Origin of the sequence: Devosia sp. (assembly GCF_039927955.1) — a bacterium.
GTDB lineage: Bacteria > Pseudomonadota > Alphaproteobacteria > Rhizobiales > Devosiaceae > Devosia.
This window is the reverse complement of the sequence record NZ_JBDSUA010000008.1, coordinates 26183-42797: the sequence shown is the minus strand read 5'-3', so window position 1 is coordinate 42797 and position 16615 is coordinate 26183. Positions and strand designations below refer to the sequence as shown.

At 59.5% G+C, this 16615-nt stretch carries 19 protein-coding genes; 6 read left to right on the top strand and 13 right to left on the bottom strand.

Going from position 1 to position 16615, the window contains the following annotated elements; genetic code table 11:
* The first annotated feature begins 62 nt into the window (after window positions 1-62).
* The 3 genes from ABIT12_RS03915 (at window position 63) to hemH (ending at window position 3806) form a co-directional block, all read left to right on the top strand.
* Window positions 63-962 carry a LysR substrate-binding domain-containing protein gene (locus ABIT12_RS03915; RefSeq protein ID WP_348043952.1) on the top strand — a complete coding sequence of 300 codons (900 nt, stop codon included), beginning with the start codon at window positions 63-65 and terminating at the stop codon, window positions 960-962.
* 23 nt (window positions 963-985) lie between these two features.
* Window positions 986-2698: a DUF1007 family protein gene (locus tag ABIT12_RS03910; protein ID WP_348043950.1), complete on the top strand. Its 1713-nt coding sequence runs from the start codon at window positions 986-988 to the stop codon at window positions 2696-2698.
* Window positions 2699-2780: 82 nt separating this feature from the next.
* A complete protein-coding gene (gene hemH, locus ABIT12_RS03905; protein WP_348043948.1) occupies window positions 2781-3806 on the top strand; it encodes a ferrochelatase in 1026 nt (341 codons plus the stop codon).
* A 3-nt stretch (window positions 3807-3809) separates the two neighbouring features.
* Here hemH and ABIT12_RS03900 read toward each other — a convergent pair whose 3' ends face one another.
* The 8 genes from ABIT12_RS03900 to uvrB all read right to left on the bottom strand — a co-directional run bounded on the left by ABIT12_RS03900 (window position 3810) and on the right by uvrB (window position 12291).
* Complete coding sequence (locus ABIT12_RS03900) at window positions 3810-4238, bottom strand: SH3 domain-containing protein (protein WP_348043946.1); 429 nt, start codon at window positions 4236-4238, stop codon at window positions 3810-3812.
* 110 nt (window positions 4239-4348) lie between these two features.
* Window positions 4349-4759, bottom strand: a complete 411-nt coding sequence (locus tag ABIT12_RS03895; protein WP_348043944.1) for a hypothetical protein — start codon at window positions 4757-4759, stop codon at window positions 4349-4351.
* Between the two features lie 438 nt (window positions 4760-5197).
* Window positions 5198-5554: a hypothetical protein gene (locus ABIT12_RS03890; RefSeq protein ID WP_348043942.1), complete on the bottom strand. Its 357-nt coding sequence runs from the start codon at window positions 5552-5554 to the stop codon at window positions 5198-5200.
* 260 nt (window positions 5555-5814) lie between these two features.
* Entirely contained in the window at window positions 5815-6111 is a 297-nt protein-coding gene (locus tag ABIT12_RS03885) for a hypothetical protein (protein ID WP_348043940.1), read from the bottom strand.
* 91 nt (window positions 6112-6202) lie between these two features.
* Complete coding sequence (locus tag ABIT12_RS03880) at window positions 6203-6670, bottom strand: hypothetical protein (protein WP_348063292.1); 468 nt, start codon at window positions 6668-6670, stop codon at window positions 6203-6205.
* 179 nt (window positions 6671-6849) lie between these two features.
* Window positions 6850-8646 (bottom strand): AAA family ATPase, encoded by a 1797-nt coding sequence (locus ABIT12_RS03875; protein WP_348043938.1) that lies wholly within the window; start codon window positions 8644-8646, stop codon window positions 6850-6852.
* Between the two features lie 62 nt (window positions 8647-8708).
* Window positions 8709-9620 carry a site-specific DNA-methyltransferase gene (locus ABIT12_RS03870; RefSeq protein ID WP_348043936.1) on the bottom strand — a complete coding sequence of 304 codons (912 nt, stop codon included), beginning with the start codon at window positions 9618-9620 and terminating at the stop codon, window positions 8709-8711.
* Between the two features lie 109 nt (window positions 9621-9729).
* Window positions 9730-12291, bottom strand: coding sequence for an excinuclease ABC subunit UvrB (uvrB, locus tag ABIT12_RS03865; RefSeq protein ID WP_407065583.1), 2562 nt, complete (start codon window positions 12289-12291; stop codon window positions 9730-9732).
* Between the two features lie 327 nt (window positions 12292-12618).
* Between uvrB and ABIT12_RS03860 the strand changes: the two genes are divergently transcribed.
* On the top strand, window positions 12619-12960 hold the full coding sequence (locus tag ABIT12_RS03860) for a YrdB family protein (RefSeq protein WP_348043934.1): 342 nt from the start codon (window positions 12619-12621) through the stop codon (window positions 12958-12960).
* Between the two features lie 36 nt (window positions 12961-12996).
* Here the strand turns inward: ABIT12_RS03860 and ABIT12_RS03855 are convergent, their stop codons facing one another.
* Entirely contained in the window at window positions 12997-13419 is a 423-nt protein-coding gene (locus ABIT12_RS03855; RefSeq protein ID WP_348043929.1) for a VOC family protein, read from the bottom strand.
* Window positions 13420-13492: 73 nt separating this feature from the next.
* Here ABIT12_RS03855 and ABIT12_RS03850 point away from each other — a divergent pair, with 73 nt between their 5' ends.
* Window positions 13493-14197, top strand: a complete 705-nt coding sequence (locus ABIT12_RS03850) for a YafY family protein (protein WP_348044021.1) — start codon at window positions 13493-13495, stop codon at window positions 14195-14197.
* 194 nt (window positions 14198-14391) lie between these two features.
* Here ABIT12_RS03850 and ABIT12_RS03845 read toward each other — a convergent pair whose 3' ends face one another.
* Together ABIT12_RS03845 and ABIT12_RS03840 are read right to left on the bottom strand one after the other, a co-directional pair.
* Complete coding sequence (locus ABIT12_RS03845) at window positions 14392-14754, bottom strand: GFA family protein (protein WP_348043927.1); 363 nt, start codon at window positions 14752-14754, stop codon at window positions 14392-14394.
* Between the two features lie 8 nt (window positions 14755-14762).
* On the bottom strand, window positions 14763-14894 hold the full coding sequence (locus ABIT12_RS03840; RefSeq protein WP_348043925.1) for a hypothetical protein: 132 nt from the start codon (window positions 14892-14894) through the stop codon (window positions 14763-14765).
* Between the two features lie 151 nt (window positions 14895-15045).
* Here ABIT12_RS03840 and ABIT12_RS03835 point away from each other — a divergent pair, with 151 nt between their 5' ends.
* Window positions 15046-15189 (top strand): hypothetical protein, encoded by a 144-nt coding sequence (locus tag ABIT12_RS03835; protein ID WP_348043923.1) that lies wholly within the window; start codon window positions 15046-15048, stop codon window positions 15187-15189.
* A 132-nt stretch (window positions 15190-15321) separates the two neighbouring features.
* On the opposite strand, the gene ABIT12_RS03830 is transcribed toward ABIT12_RS03835, so the two are convergent.
* Window positions 15322-15693, bottom strand: coding sequence for a hypothetical protein (locus tag ABIT12_RS03830; protein WP_348043921.1), 372 nt, complete (start codon window positions 15691-15693; stop codon window positions 15322-15324).
* 99 nt (window positions 15694-15792) lie between these two features.
* Window positions 15793-16452, bottom strand: a complete 660-nt coding sequence (locus ABIT12_RS03825; RefSeq protein WP_348043919.1) for a glutathione S-transferase family protein — start codon at window positions 16450-16452, stop codon at window positions 15793-15795.
* Window positions 16453-16615: the final 163 nt, after the last annotated feature.

Here is a 16615-nt window from a genome sequence, read left to right as displayed (position 1 = left end):
TTGTTGTTCGGCCTGTGCAGATGAGTTATGCGTTTTGTGTTGATTTGAGGGAGGACGCGCAATTGACGCAGGATCTTGCGCGTATCCGGGCTTTCGTTCAGGTGTTCGACAGCGGCGGATTTTCGGCGGCGGCGCGCCAGCATGGGCGCTCCAAGGCGCTGCTGTCCAAGTATGTCACCGACCTTGAGGATTATCTCGGCGTGCGGCTGATGAACCGGACCACGCGCAAGCTGGGGCTGACCGAGGCCGGTGAAGCCTATTATCGCGAAGCCAGTACGCTGTTGCAGCAACTCGACGATCTGGACGCCACCATTACCGACCAGACAGCAGAGCCGCGCGGGTTGCTGCGGGTATCGGCGCCGCGCAATTTTGGCGAGGATACGCTGGCGCCGGTGATTTTTGCGTTCCTGGCCAAATACCCCAAAGTCAGCCTCGATCTGCGGCTGGAGGATCGCTACGTCGATCTGGTCGATGAGGGGATCGACGTGGCGCTGCGGATCAGCACCATGGCCGACAGTTCGCTGATCGCCCGCAAGATTGCCGATATGCGGGTGGTGGCTGCCGCTTCGCCGGATTTTCTTGCGCGCATGGGGGTGCCCAAGCATCCCGATGAATTGCGGGCGCAGCCCTGTATCGTCGATACCAATCTGCAGGGTCAGGCGAACTGGCGCTTTATCGAGGATGGTAAAACGCTCTCGGTTCCGGTCACCGGACCGGTGCGGGTCAATTCCCCATTGGCGGCGCGGCAGGCGGCGATTTCCGGCCTTGGGTTCGCCGTAATGCCGTCCTACCTCGCTGATCCGGCGGTGGCGTCGGGCGCGTTGGTGCCGGTTTTGGCAGAGTTCATGCCAACCGGTCAGACGCTGCAGGCGGTATATCCGCATCGACGCCATCTGGCCGGCAAGGTTCGCGCGCTGATCGACTATCTGGTCGAGTGGTTTGCCGCCCACCCTGTGAGCTGATTTACGCGGGGAGCGCGTGGGAATTGTTGCATAAAATAGCAACGCTGGCCCTTTGGCTGGTGGGTTTTACCGTTGCTGCCATCCTGCCCGCTGCGGCACACCCGCATATTTTCATCGACGCCAAGCTTGCGGTGGTGTTCGACCAGACCGGCGCGGTGATCGCGCTGCGCCACAGCTGGACCTTTGACGAAGCGTTTTCCGCCTGGGCGATCCAGGGGCTGGATACCAATAAGGACGGCACGGTCAGCGACGCGGAAATGCAGGATCTGGCCGACGACAACGTCAAGGGCCTGTCGGAGTATGGCTTCTATACTTTCGCCGGCAAGAACGGCACCGAGGTCAAGTTCAAGCCGACCGGCGAGCAGAAGTTTCACTTTGAAAACGGCCGTAACACGCTGACCTATACGATCGATACCGACACGCCCTACCACATCAAGGGCCGGTTCGAGCTGGGGATCAGCGACCCTGAATATTACGTCGCCATCACCTTTGCCAATAAGTCCGATATCACGCTGGAAAATGCGCCGGCCGGATGCAGCGTCGAGCTCGATCCACCCAAGGATCTCGATCCGGCTTTGGCCGACAAGCTCTATGCACTGGGCCCGGAAGTGCTGGTACTGCCGCCGGATCTCGCCGCCGCAATGCGCGGTACGCAGGGGCTGGTGGCGATCAACTGCCCGACGGGTGTTGCCGCTGCCCCGCCGGCAACAGCGCTGGACGCCGTCAATGCGGTGGGTGTGTTCAAGGCCGCTCCATTTGGTGGACCACCGTCCGAGCCCGGACTGCCGCTGCCGCATAACGGCTTTTTCAAAGCCATCCAGGACATGCAGCGCGACTTCTACGCCGCGATGACCTCGGCGCTGGGCAAGCTGCGGACCGATTATACGGCGTTCTGGCTGCTGGGTGGTTTGAGTTTCCTCTATGGCGTGATCCATGCCGCCGGGCCGGGCCACGGCAAGGTGGTGATCTCGTCCTATATGCTGGCCAACGAAACGCAGGTGAAGCGCGGCATTACGCTGAGTTTTATTTCGGCGATGATGCAATCGCTGGTCGCGGTGGCCTTCGTGCTGATTGCTGCGGGTATATTGGGCATGACCAGCATGGCGATGAGCGATGCGGCGAGCTGGATCAGCATTGCCTCCTACGCCATGGTCTGCCTGCTCGGCTTGTGGCTGATTGCGCGCAAGATTTTTGGCTGGGGCCATGGTCACGCGCACGACGCGCCGCCGTCCGACGAAATGCGGCAACTGGCGCGCAGCCACCTGCACGGGCATGAGGAGCACGATCATCACGGACATGATCATGGTCATCACCACGATCATGCTGGCCATAATCATGCGACCCATGACCATTCAGGTCACAAACATGCCGTGCACGATCATCATGAGCATCTGCACATCGTTCCTGCCGATAAGACCACCGGTTCGCTGCGTGAGCAGCTTGGCGTGGTGTTTGCGGTGGGGCTGCGGCCGTGTTCCGGTGCGCTTGTAGTGCTGGTGTTTGCACTGTCGCAGGGGGTGCTGGCGGCGGGTATTGCCGCGGTGTTCCTGATGGGACTGGGAACGGCGATCACCGTCGGTATTCTGGCGACGTTGGCAGTCACGGCCAAGGGGTTGGCACGGCGCATTGGCGGGGCAGACAACAAGCTGACGGCGGGCGTGGTCTGGTGGGCCGAATTGCTTGGTGCGGTTCTGGTGCTGGCGTTTGGTGTCGTGCTGTTGATCGCTTCATTCTAGGCGCGACCCATAGCCGCCTTGTGCCAATGGCGCGGGCGGCTATGGTGACGCAGCTTTGAAACATTCCAGACTGCGGCGGCTCATGTCCGATCACCTGCCTGTCAACCATCCGCCCGTCAACAAGCCGAAAATCGGCGTGCTGCTGCTCAATCTGGGTACGCCCGATGCGACGGATTACTGGAGCGTGCGGCGGTATCTGAAGGAATTTCTCAGCGACCGGCGCGTGATCGAGACGCCACGATGGCTGTGGTGGCCATTGCTGAACCTGGTGATCTTGACGGTGCGGCCGCAAAAATCCGGGCATGCCTATGCCCAGATCTGGGACAAGGAGCGCAATGAAAGCCCGCTGCTGGTGATTACCCGCAAGCAGAGCGAAGCGCTGGCGCAGCGGTTGAGTGGTCATGCCGATGTCATCGTGGATTTTGCCATGCGCTATGGCAATCCGTCCACCGAGTCCCGGCTGAAGGCGCTTCACGACGCCGGCTGTGGCAAAATCCTGCTGGTGCCGCTGTATCCGCAGAACTCGGCGACCACCACGGCGACGGCCAATGACAAGGCGTTCGACGTGCTCAAGACCATCCGCTGGCAGCCCGCGGTGCGGACGGCGCCGGCCTATTTCGAAGACCCCAAGTATATCGAGACGCTGGGCAATTCGATCCGCGACGGGGTGGCAGCGCTGGATTTCGAGCCGGACGTGGTGATCACCAGCTATCACGGCATGCCGGTGAGCTATCTGGAGCGCGGCGATGTCTATCATTGCCAGTGCTACAAGACGACGCGGCTGCTGCGCGAATATCTGGGCTGGCCGAAAGAAAAGCTGATGCTGACCTTTCAGTCGCGCTTCGGGCCGACCAAATGGCTGGAGCCCTATACCGACGTGACGCTGGGCGAACTGCCGGGCAAGGGCATCAGGAAGGTGGCGATCCTGGCGCCAGCGTTCTCTGCGGACTGTATCGAGACGCTCGAAGAGATTGCCATGCAGGGCAAGGATACCTTTATGGAAGCAGGCGGGGATAAGTTTGCCTATATCCCCTGCCTGAACGATAGCCCCGCCGGCATGGACATGATCGAGGCCATGGTCCGGCGGGAACTGAGCGGCTGGCTTTAGGGGCTACAGGCACATCGCGGCGACGCCGCTGCTGACGCAGTCGCGGTGGTCGAACATCGGCATGGCGCGGTGCAGTGATGGTGCTGCGAAATATGGCGTGACGCGGCGAGACGGGTTGACCCAATAGGTGGGCGCATCGAGGTCGTTTGCGTCTTCCGGGTGATATTCGGAGAATGGGCCTTCACCCCAGCCGGTGGTGAGGTAGGTGGCGCGGACCCAGCCGGACTGGTTGACCAGACACCATTCTTCGTCATCGTCGCAATAGGTGACATCGACCGAAGTGCCCTGCCAGGCCTGGCCGATGACGCGGTATTCAAGGCCCGGGCCGCTGCGGACATTGACGTTGTGGTTGACGATGGCCGGTGTCGCGAACGCCGCGACGCTGGTGGCGGCGAGCATGGACAGGGTGAGCAGGCTGAGCTTGATAGACATCGGAAATCCCTCATGGTGGCACAATTGCCTTGCTGCCGTTGTGAGGGATGGCGGTTGAACCGGCACTGAAGCGCCGGTTCATCTTCATTCAGAAATCGGGTGATCCAAAATCATTGCGGGTTTTTCTGGTCGCCGAAAAAATCCACGCCGAACTGGTCGGACAGCGACGAGCCGCCGAGCAGCCCATTGGGCGGGGTGCTGATCGAGCTGGGATCGGTGACGTTGACCTTGGCGCGCATGCCGACGAGGAACGCGGCATCGACCCAGCCGGCACCGCGGATCAGGCAGAACGAGCCATCGGTGTGGCGGCGGCGCGGATAGCCGGGGAAGGGTGTATCGCCATCGGGCGTGCATTGTTCCAGAGTTACGGTGGCGCCGGCCGGCAGGCGGCCCTGGGCGGTGTAGTCGTAGCCGGGACCGTCATAGAACGGCGGATTGCCGGCGACGGTGGCGGTATTGTCAAAGGCCAGGGCCGGGGCGGCGAACAGCAGCAGGATGGGAACGAGGGGCAAAGCGCGCATGATGATTCTCCGATGGCTGCTTGTGTAACGCGCGGCGGGCGAATTTGGGGCAGGATGATCGGGTGCAAACAGCATTGGCCGCACGGCGCCAGGCGCCTGCGGGGAATCACGGTAACGGGCGGCTTTTGCCTCTGAGGTTTGGTTAGGGGAAGCAAAAGCCGCCCGTCACGATCCGGATTTTCGGCAGGTTCGGTTCGTGCAGGGCATTATTGCAGCCCTGCGCGCCTGGCCATTCGAGCGCAGCTCTCATGGCCTTCTCTGCCTCAAATGTCTCCGCCGGAGACATTTGTCCGGCTGTGCCGGAACAGCGACGAAGTCCCCATGCCCAGACGAGCGCCCCCATCTGCCGGTCTTCCCGCCTTGACGCCGCGTCAGCGCCAAGTGACTGGCGGGAATGGAGGCATGATGCCACGGCTTTTGGCGACGGGGATAAGTTTTTCAGTGACGGTGCGGCGAGGGCAGGCCGGACCGGTCGATCAGGCGGGCCGTGGTGCCGCTCAGGTGCGCATAGCGCTCCTCGAAATCGAGGGCGGCGGCGGTGAGCCGCGCAGTCAGCAATCGTAGATCGGCCTGGGTCATCGGCGTGGTCGGATCGATGCGCAGGAAGCGCGGCATGTCCGGCTCCGGCTTGAACAGCCGGTTGGCGGCGGCAACCAGCTTGTTGCAGGTGGCCACCGTCGATGACCCCAGGGCGCCGCTGGGCTTTTCCCGGCGGATGAAATTGATGGCGGCGATTTCCTTGGCGAAACGATTATAGGCGTTGATGGTGCGTGGCGAGAGAGTGGTGCGGGTCATATTGGCTCCGGGGTTAAACCGGGGATTATGGGGCGTGCGGGCGGGGTGGGGATAAGGGGCGCTCAGTGGGCGGGCGGCACCTCTTGTCTACCCTTCTCCCCTTGCGGGAGAAGGTGCCCGAAGGGCGGATGAGGGGTCTCTCTCTGGTCATCGTGCGGAGGAGAGAACCCCTCACCCTGCAATTCTGCTGGACGCAGAATTGCTGTCACTCTCCCGCAAGGGGCGAGGGGTGACGACTGGTGGTTCCTTGCAAGAGACCCCTAATACCGGATCGGACGCTTGCGGATGATTTCGGCGATGCGGGCGGTGTCGCTGGCGCTCAGGTAGCGGCCGCGTTCGAGGATTTCCAGCGTGTACTCGGTATAGGTCCGCCCGATCAGCTCGGCCCGCTTCACCCGCAACATGGCGATGTCATAGGGCACATCGAACGCCTGCTTCTTGGCCGCCGCCCACTCGAAATAATTGCCAACGCCGTTGCGACCCCAAGGGGGCGCATCATCATCGAGCGGCGGTCCGCCATTGGAGAGCGGGGAGCTGTGTTTGAGCACGTCGGACATGGGCGATGATGCGGCGGAGGGTGCAGGTGTCCCACGAAGGTTTTTTATTGGGGCGATTGGGGAGTTTATAATTTTACCTCGGTCCGCGACCCTAATTAATATCGTCAGGGCGAGCCGGCTTTGGGCCTCGACCTCTCCCAAATATATTGGCAACCTTCTCAGGTGTGTTCAGGCCTTGGCGTAGCAACTCCCGAGCAACAAACGGCGATAGCTTCTGCAATCTATCGAAATCAGCATCGCCGTCCGCATACGAGACGCAAAAGTCGCTTCGTTGTTGCACAAAATCATCATCAGAGTTTAGGTGCAAAATATCGATAGACTGTCTAACCTTATACCGATCTATTTTGGCGAGATTGGGGTTGGGCGTCACTTGGCACGACGGAAATAATAAATGAAACCAGTCGTCTCCAACGGAGAACGGGTCCAGTACAAACTCGCTGTTGTCTTTTGTATTATTTGCTTTGCTGTTGCAATAACGAAGATTGTTCCACTCGTATGCGCATTTTGGATAGATAGATTTTGGGTGGAAATGGTCGATAGAGCCCTGAACCAGGAACATACCTGTATATGCGCAGACGCCGGAGTATTCTCGTCTTAGATCCGCGCTAGCATAAGTCCAGTAGCTGTGCGGCCTAAACTGTTTGTTGTTAGGATTAGGCACGGATTGAAGAAATTTCTGACCCCGAAGCCGAACATTGTCGTGAAAGCTGGCCGGTTCTGGGCGAGCGTTCACGCGTATCAAAATCTCACCCCGTGGGCTTCTGCAAACGATATCCATCTGGGCCAAAAACTGTCGTCTTCGGCAAGGCTGACCAGCAAAAGCCTATTTGTCTCGGAAACCTCGCTTGCCTCAACAATTTGCGCAAGTTGCAGACGCTTGGCCTTCTCAATCGCAACTTCGGCTTCGGTCGACCTAGCGTGCTTAAGGCCAAATACTGGGGACGTAAGCCAAGAGGCAATGTTGCCATATTTTCTAAATTCCATACCAGATAGCTCAACTCCCTCGTCGTCGGCGCTCAAGTGATAAAGCGCATCTCGCATGTCGTCGAAGTGAGTTTCCATCGAAGCCAAAATCATCGGTGAATGTGTGGCTACTACTGTTTGAATTGAAAGATCGTCCGAAAGATGTTCTGCCACTCCCAAAAGGGCAGGTAATACGGTTCTTTGCCATTTTGGATGAAGATGTGCTTCAAGCTCGTCAATAATTAGCGTAAATCTTGTAAGTTTTGGAACTAACTGCTGTTCTGCTGCAACCTCGTGTTCTTGCCAAATCCATGAAATTAAGTAGGCAAGAATTAATACTCTTTTTACCCCAGAAGATAGATGGGTTATTGGTACCGTTCCATACTTATGTTTCAAAGTTGGTATTAGACGGGCGTCACGTGGTTGACGTTCGATTTCTCCAGGAGACAATTCCCCTAGGTCAATTGGTGACAACTGTTGAAGTAGTACGCAGAATCTTTTGAATTGGGTCTGGTCGGGCGCGTTCTTCCACTGAACCCAATCCTTAATCAGGCCCTGAATAATGTGGCCGTTACCTTCCCAAGCGTCGGTAGGGGAGAAAAATTGCCTTAGAGCTGTGGTGTCAAACAAGCCTCGAACAGGATCATAGGCCGCAAAGGAACCGTCTGCTCTAGAGTACAAGGCGATTGCCTGAACGCCATCGTACGACGTTATTTCAGACCACCGGTACGGCCTCCATTCAAAGGAACTTGAGTGGTTCGCCGTCTGACCAGACTTCCCAATTACTTCGAAATGAATCATTGGGCTTACGTCAGTGTCGAAGTTTGAAGGTAGTGCCTGCCTTTCTGCCCACTGTGTGGTTGTTGCCCACCATACCGCCTCTAGAAGAAATGATTTCCCTAGTCCGTTGTCGCCAGTGACGATTGTAAGCCGCTCACCAGGTTCAAAATCTACAACCGTTGCAGGCCCGACATTTTCTAAACTTAATGACGAGACTGACGTGAATGCCTCGGGAGAGGCGTCCGGAGGAAGAGAAAAATCAGTAAGAATTTCGAAGGAGGTGGCTGCTTCAGACTGCCAAGCCACAATAGTTTCGTCGAAGAGTTCAGGATCCCTCGAAAACAAAATATCGAGTTCGTGGGAAGTTAGATGATAGTCTGAAATAAAGCGATCTACCAACGTATCGAAATTGGCAGCCGGTCCAAAATCTTCAAATTTATATAGCCAAATCGCCAATGGTATCAGAGGTGCTGCCGGAGAATTTCCAGTAGCACGCAGAACTTCTGCCACTACTTTTTCATATTCGCTGACGAATCCCCAGCGATTTGAGTTTCTGGGATGATTGAAAACTTTTCCAAATGTCTGCGTATTTATTGCCTGTAGTCCCGACGAAGGGTACTTATGGCTTACCCATTCTTTTACGCTCTTAAATGGCTGAAAATAATAGGAACTATCATCGAGTATCTGATGATGCTTGTTCATATGGTCTTTAGTAAGGGCATCAAGGCTGATAGCTTGGGTCTCACCGACGCTCAGCTGCTTTTGTTTGCAAGCGACATAGGTGATGCCCAAGAAGGGATGCACGTCCTGTAGACGTCGTACGGCGTCTTGAATGACCATTGCTGATAGATGCATTATCGGTTGATTGCCATTTCATTAGCAGTATAGAGACAAAATTCTCTATTTAATTCAATCCCAATTGCTGAGTGTCCCATCTTAACAGCAACTCTGACCGTTGTGCCACTACCAGAAAACGGGTCAAGCACAACGCCGCCAGGGCGGCAACCGATAGAAAGACAGCGCTCTACCAATTCATCAGGAAACGGAGCAGTTTCAATGCCGGTTCGCGCTTTTGGCTTTGCAGCGATGCTCCACATATCTTCATCTATTTTCTTTTCGATCAGCGGAGTCTTATCGAAATAGTATTTTCTAGACTTGGCCAGCATGAAAACGTATTCATAGCTTCTGCCAGCCCTATCTCGAACGGGCTCAGGGAGCGCATGCTTGCGGTGCCAGATAACTGAGCTTCTAAGGACCCATTTCTGCTCCGCAAGACGCATGGCAACGCGCCAAGGTACACCTATGAGCGACTTTCGCTGAAGGCCAATGCCCATACCACCGCTTCGGTCAACTGCTCGAAGACCAAAGCGACGTTTGCTGCTTTTGCGATCCGTACCTTGTGACTCTCCCTTTCCGGAATAGAAGGTATCGCCAATGTTTAAAAATAAAAGGCCGTCTGGCCGCAATACGCGCTGTACCTCAAGCATAACTTCAGCGAGGTTGGCGACGTACTCTTCTACGCTTCCCTCGAGCCCAATCTGCCCCTCCACACCATAGTCGCGCAACCAAAAATATGGCGGTGACGTGACCACGCAACTAATGGAGTTTGCAGGTAGCTGACGTAGGACCTCTAGGGCAGAGCCGTTGTATAGCGCCCATTCCGGTCCAGAAAGAACCGATCCGCGCCATTGGTCCCGTCCCTCAAGAAAAGGTAGAGCGACTACCAGCTCTCCCGCCTCTACGAGCTTTTTTTGATGTTCGTTCACAGTGCGACTTTAAGATTTGTGTTCATGTCGCATCGTAGTTCTTCATTGTCGACGAAGCTAGGCCGCCTTTCACCTTAGGTGGTCGACACCCACATTGTATCAAGAACTATTAGGTCTCATTCGGCGCTTCCAACGTATCCAACTCCATCTCCCGCAGCCGCTTGACCTCGTCGCGCAGCCGTGCAGCCTTTTCGAACTCCAGGTTCGTCGCCGCTTCGCGCATCTGGGTTTCCATGTCTTTGATAACCGCCGCCAGGTTGGCGCCGACCTGGACTTGTTCTTTGCCGTCGCGGCCTTTGCCAATGCTGATGGTGACGTGGTCGCGTTCGTAAACCGAGTCGACGATGTCGTGGATGTTGGATTTGACCGATTGCGGGGTGATGCCGTGTTCGGTGTTGTAGGCGACCTGTTTTTCGCGGCGGCGGTTGGTTTCGGCGATGGCGCGTTCCATGGAGCCGGTGATGCGATCGGCATAGAGCACGACCTTGCCATCGACGTTGCGGGCAGCGCGGCCGATGGTCTGGATCAATGAGGTTTCGCTTCGAAGGAAGCCTTCCTTGTCGGCATCGAGAATGGCGACCAGGCCGCATTCGGGGATGTCGAGGCCCTCGCGCAGCAGGTTGATGCCGACGAGGACGTCGAAGGCGCCGAGGCGGAGATCGCGGATGATTTCGATGCGCTCGATGGTGTCGACATCGGAGTGCATGTAGCGCACGCGAATGCCCTGTTCGTGCAGGTATTCGGTGAGGTCCTCGGCCATTTTCTTGGTGAGGACGGTGAGCAGGGTGCGATAGCCCTGCTTGTTGGTCTGGCGGATTTCATCGACCACGTCATCGACCTGGGCCTTGGCGGGGCGGATTTCGACCGGGGGATCGATCAGGCCGGTGGGGCGGATGACCTGTTCGGCAAAGACGCCGCCGGTCTGTTCCATTTCCCAGGAGCCGGGGGTGGCCGATACGTAGACCGATTGCGGGCGCATGGCGTTCCATTCCTCGAAGCGGAGCGGACGGTTGTCCATGCAGGAGGGGAGGCGGAAGCCGTATTCGGCCAGCGTCGCCTTGCGGCGCAGGTCGCCGCGATACATGGCGCCGAGCTGGCCGATGGTGACGTGGGATTCGTCGACGAAGACCAGGGCGTTGTCGGGCAGGTATTCGAACAGGGTGGGTGGCGGCTCGCCGGGTTTGCGGCCGGAAAAGTAACGCGAATAGTTTTCGATGCCGGCGCAGGAGCCGGTGGCTTCCATCATTTCCAGATCGAACAGGCTGCGCTGTTCGAGGCGCTGGGCTTCAAGGAAGCGGCCGGCGCCGTTGAGCTCCTGCAGGCGGGCAGCGAGTTCGGCGCGGATCAGCTTGATCGCCTGGTTCATGGTGGCGCGGGGCGTGACGTGGTGGGAATTGGCATAGACGCGCACGAAGGTGAGATCGGCGGACTTCTTGCCGGTCAGCGGATCGAACTCGGCGATGGATTCGATTTCGTTGCCGAACAGGGTGACGCGCCAGGCGGCGGCTTCATAGTGGGCGGGGAACAGCTCGATGGTGTCGCCACGGACCCGGAAGGTGCCACGCACGAAGCCGGTGTCGCCGCGCTTGTATTGCAGGGCAACGAGCTTGGCCAAGACCTCGCGCTGGTCGATCTTCTGGCCCTTTTGCAGGTCGACGGTCATGGCGGTGTAGTCTTCGACCGAGCCGATGCCGTAAATGCAGGAGACCGAGGAGACGATGATGACGTCGTTGCGCTCGAGGATCGAGCGCGTGGCCGAGTGGCGCATGCGGTCGATCTGCTCGTTGATGGTGGATTCCTTCTCGATATAGGTATCGGTGCGCGGCACATAGGCCTCGGGCTGGTAGTAGTCGTAGTAGGAGACGAAGTATTCCACCGCGTTGTCGGGGAAAAAGCTCTTGAACTCGCCATAAAGCTGGGCGGCGAGGGTCTTGTTGGGGGCCAGGATCAGCGCCGGACGGTTGGTGCGGGCGATGACCTGGGCAGCGGTGAAGGTTTTGCCCGAGCCGGTAACGCCGAGCAGGACCTGGTCGGTTTCGCCATTGTTGACGCCTTCGACCAGTTCCTCGATGGCGGTGGGCTGGTCGCCGGCGGGCTGGTAGGGCGTGACCATGCGGAACGGGCGGCTGGCTTCGCGCACCGGGCGGGTGGGGCGATGCGGGGCCCAGGGCGAGGAGCCTTCGACTTCCTTGCGGCCATGCAGGATGATCTGTTCGAGGGCTTTCACGGTCGCGGTGACGCCAACGGTGCCGGAGTCATCGAGGGTGGAGCCGGCGATTTTCGGGGCGCCGCGGGATTTTTTGGCTTTGGTAAGCGCTTCGCGGAGCTTTTCCTGCACTTCCGGGTTCTTAGCAGCTTCGCGACTGAGGTCGCGGGCAGTCATCTGGCCGGATGGCATGTGGCCGAAGCCGGCCTGTTCGGTTTCGCCAAAACCGTCAAGATTGGTCGGGCGTTCGACCGAGTTCGCCTTGGATTTGGGCGACTTGGCGGACATGCCGGTGACGGTATCGTGGCTGGATTTGGTGGTGCGGCGCTTTTCCAGCGCGGTCTTTGGCTTTGCCGCTGCTTTTTCCGCCTCGCGGCGGAGGGCCTGGGCCGCCTTGGCTTTCGCCTCATCCTCGGCGGCAGCGGCGGCCTGATCGGCGCGATCGAGGGCGCGCTTGTTGCGCATGCGCTCGGCATAGAGCGGCTTGGCCGCAATGCTGTCCTCGTGCTTTTCGATTTCGCCGATGAAATCGTCGATCGAGAACTCGGCTTTACCGGGGCGGGAAGCTGGCTTGTCGGCCATAGGGGAACACCGTGCGTCGGGGGAGGCGACTCAAATGGGGAACGAGCCGCGTCAATGCAATGTTCCCAACACCATATCGGCTATCGAACGGAGAGGGAACGGGGGCTGCTGACAGGGGGTGTCAGCAATGCTGCATAATGGACATAGGATTTTGGTGGAATGACGCGGCCCCGATGGCGGCGCAGTGTGGCTGCAGCGAGGGAGACGATGATGACGATGTTACGCGGCGTGAATCTGGGGCTGGCCTTTGCCCTGGAGCTGGCAATGCTGGCAGGGCTGGGCGTGTGGGCGTTCGGGCTATCGCAGGACCTGTTGATCCGCTGGGCGCTGGTGATCGTGGTGGTGGCACTGGCGACCGCCGTGTGGGCGGTCTGGGGGGCGCCGATGTCGGCGATGCGGCTGCCGGAGCCGTGGTTGCTGGTGTTCAAGATCGGCATGTTCGGCGCCACGACCCTGTTGATGCTGCTGGCCGGGCAGGGGTTTTGGGCGGCGGTGTTCGGGGTGCTGGTGGCGCTCAATCTTGGGCTGGCGCAGCTGTTCGGGCAGCATTAGGCGGCGCGGCGCAGAGCCGGCGCGCCGCCCCGGCCGTCACGCCGCGTCGGCGGCTTCGACGTCGAGAACCCAGGTGATGCCGAAGCGGTCCTTGAGCATGCCGTAGAGCGGCGACCAGCCGGCGGGGGCGAGCGGCTGGATGATGGTGGCGGCTTCGGCCAGCTTTGCCCAATAGGCGGTGATTTCGGCGGCTTCGCTGCCCCGGACCGAGACGAAGACCGGGATTTCGCCGGCATTCCAGCCCAGGGCCGAGGGCACGTCATAGGCCATGATGCGGAAGCCGTTATCGGCGGCGACCTGGCCCCACATGATCTGCTCGGCCTCGGCTGGGTTCTGCACGGCATGGGCATCGGAATAGGAGATCAGGGCCAGATCGCCGCCGAACACGGACTGATAGAAGGCCAGAGCGGCGCGGGCCTGGTCGCGGAAATTGAGGTGGGTGGTGGTCTTGATGGTCATGGCGGGTTCCTTTGTGTCGCCTGATGAGAGCTGATATATCGCTCCCCAACTGACAGTTTCCGACAGTTGGATGATGGCGCGACCGGACCGGCTTTTTCGATTGTTGCAGGCGATGCGGGTGATGCCGGCGCCGATCACGGCGGCGCGCCTGGCCGGGGAAATGGAAGTATCGCTGCGCTCGCTGTATCGCGATATCGACAGCCTGCGGGCGGCCGGCGCGCGGATCGAGGGCGAGCGCGGCTATGGCTATCGGCTGATCGAGGATTATGCGCTGCCGCCGCAGACGTTCGATCGGGCCGAGATCGAGGCGATTGCGCTGGGGCTGGCCGAAGTGCGGCATATGGGCGATCCGGCGCTGGCCAAGGCGGCAGCGTCGGTGCTGGCCAAGGTGGCGGCGACACTGCCGGATGGCCGCGATCAGCAGCTGTTTCATGCAATTTCGCAGGTCTATCGTCCCGATGGGCGTTATCCGCTGGCGATCGATATCGACCGCATCAGGCAGGCCTGCTGGGGCGAGCAGGCGCTGCACATCCGTTATGCCGACAAGGGCGATGCGGTGACCGAGCGGGTGATTTTGCCACTGGCGATTGTCTATACCGACCGGGCGCTAACGCTCTTGGCGTGGTGCTGTTTGCGCGAGGCGTTCCGGATGTTCCGGCTGGAGCGGATCAGCGATCTGCAGGGGACCGGCGACAGTTTTCGGCCACGCCGGGCGGCGCTGCTGCGCGACTATCTGGCCGAGTTGCGCGGGCGCGAGGCTAGGGTATGTCGGGATTAGGTGATGTCGGGCTGCAAACGTCGATTTTCTGCGCTTCCGGTGCTCACGTACCAAACGTACGTTGCGCCATAGCCCTTCGAGCGTAGCTCTACGGGCGTTCTTCGCTAAAAAGGTCCACAGGACCTTTTTCAAGAAGCTCATCACTTCTCGAAAACCGCCGTTTTCGCCTCGTCCTGACCTAATCCCAACACACCCTAATAGGGGTCCTGTACCGGCATGAGCGGCCAGTCGCCGGTGTCGTGATCGGGATGCTGGCGGTTGGAGGCGGCGATCTTGGGCAGGTAGCCGTTAGGATCGACGGTGTAGGTGGGTTTGTCGCCGGGCAGTTCGGGCAGGTGCTGATACCAGGGGACGCGGCTTTCGATGCCGTATTGCACCACCGGCGGCACCAGTTCGGGATGATCGAGACTGCCGGCCAACACGCCGAGATCGGGAAATTCGGGATAGTCGAAAATCAATGGCGTACCGCAATTGCTGCAGAAGCCGCGCTGCGCCATGGCCGAACTGCGGAAATAGGTGATGGCGCCGCGCGTGACGCGAAACGCGGATTTGAACACCGGGCAGATCACTGCGAACGGACCGCCCACAGCCTTCTGGCACATGCGGCAATGGCAGACATGAACGTTTTCCGGCGGGCCAGGAACTCGTAGCGGACGGCGCCGCACTGGCAGCCGCCGGTCATGCGGTAGTCGGACATGCGGGTGATCCTCTTGATGGTGCGGGCCATTGTTGCAGTTGGAGGCGGCGCGTCAAGCGGGCGGAGCGTCTGTTCAGACGCCTGCCGATAGCCAGATGTCGAGGGCGGACAGCGGCAGGTAGAGGCAGACGACTGCAACCTGCAGCGCGCGTTGGCGCAGGAAGAAGCCGAGCAGGGGCAGCGCATAAGGGGGAGTTCCATCATCGCCCAGAACGACAGCAGCGGCGCCCTGAAGAAGGACAGATTGGCGAAGACGCTCAGAATATGGAAAGCGGCGATTGCCAGCAGCGCGTAGCGGCCTTTGGTTTCGAAATAGGGACGGAGGCCCTGGCTCTCGTCCTCGGTTCCGCTGGGCAGCAGCAGCGCGGAGGCGGCGCAGCTTATACGTATCGGCGTGGGTGGGATATCGATGCCAAGATGCCGATCCTCAACGCGGAGCGAGACTGGCTACCTGCCGAAGTAAAGCTTTGATGCTGCCATCACTACACCAAGGAGCACCCAGGCGGCCGTCCTGATCCCAAGCGGTGCTTCTTTCCAACCGCGCGACACGGCCAACATATTTTGGGTAGCAAAGTTTGCCGACTTGCAGCCCAAGGGCCACGCGTCTGTTGGTCAAAATGCGCCAAATGGCGTCGGACACTGCACATAGGGCGGCAACAGCCATAAGAATTTGCAAAGGGGCAGTCTGCAAGGCGTTTTCTATGCCAACGATGCTGATGATGGCCAAGCCAGCGGTCGTAGTGATCAAGCCAGTCGCGACGAGTGTACTGAACATGTCGTGGCGCTTGTAATAAATCATGTCCATGGGCTCCCAAGCAGATGCCTAGGAATGACGGAGCAACTGGCAATTTCCTATGGTGATTGCCTGCCTTCGTTAACGACAAGCTAATACGCGGTTTTAGCGTTGGTCACCTTTAGATTGATCGGTGAACACCGCCAACTGCGCATCGAAGGCGCGCTGGAAGGCGGGGCGGGATTCGGCGCGGGCGACGTAGGCGACGAGGTTGGGGTGGTCCTGGAGCAGGTCCGAACAGGCCGGACGGCGCAGCAGGCCCACCATCATGATATCGGCGGCGCTGAACGCGCCTTCCAGCCAGTCGGCATCGCCGAGGCGGGCGGACAGCTGGGCCAGCCGGGCATGGACGCGCTGGTCGAGCATGGGCAGGCGCTCGGCGTGCCAGGGCTTGTCGCGCTCGGTGAGAATGGCGCCTTCGCGTTCAATGATCGGCGCCTTCACGGAGTCGCCGGCGGCAAACATCCAGGTGATGATGCGGGCGCGCCCGGCGGTATCGGCGGGCAACAGGCCTGGATGGTGCTCGGCGATATAGAGCACGATGGATGCTGACTCAAACAGAGCGAGGTCGCCGTCTTCGTAGGTCGGAATCTGCCCGAAAGGGTGAACCGCCAGATGCAGGGGCTCCTTCATCTGTTTGAAGGACACCAGCCGCACGTCATAGGGCTGGCCCACTTCCTCGAGCGCCCAGCGCACCTGCATGTCCCGCGCCAATCCCCGGCCGCGATCGGGGGAGGCTTCGAAGGCGGTGATGGTTGGGGTCATTGGCTGGCTCCGAGTTGGCGTCAGTTAAATAGTTCGGCACTCAATCTGCAAATCAATGGCACGGCGCGGCGAACATAATCCAGTTCGCCAGTGCAGAAATCTGCAGGCAGGGCCGTTGCTGTGCCGGGCCAGAGCTTTCTTCCAGAACGCCGATCCCTTGACG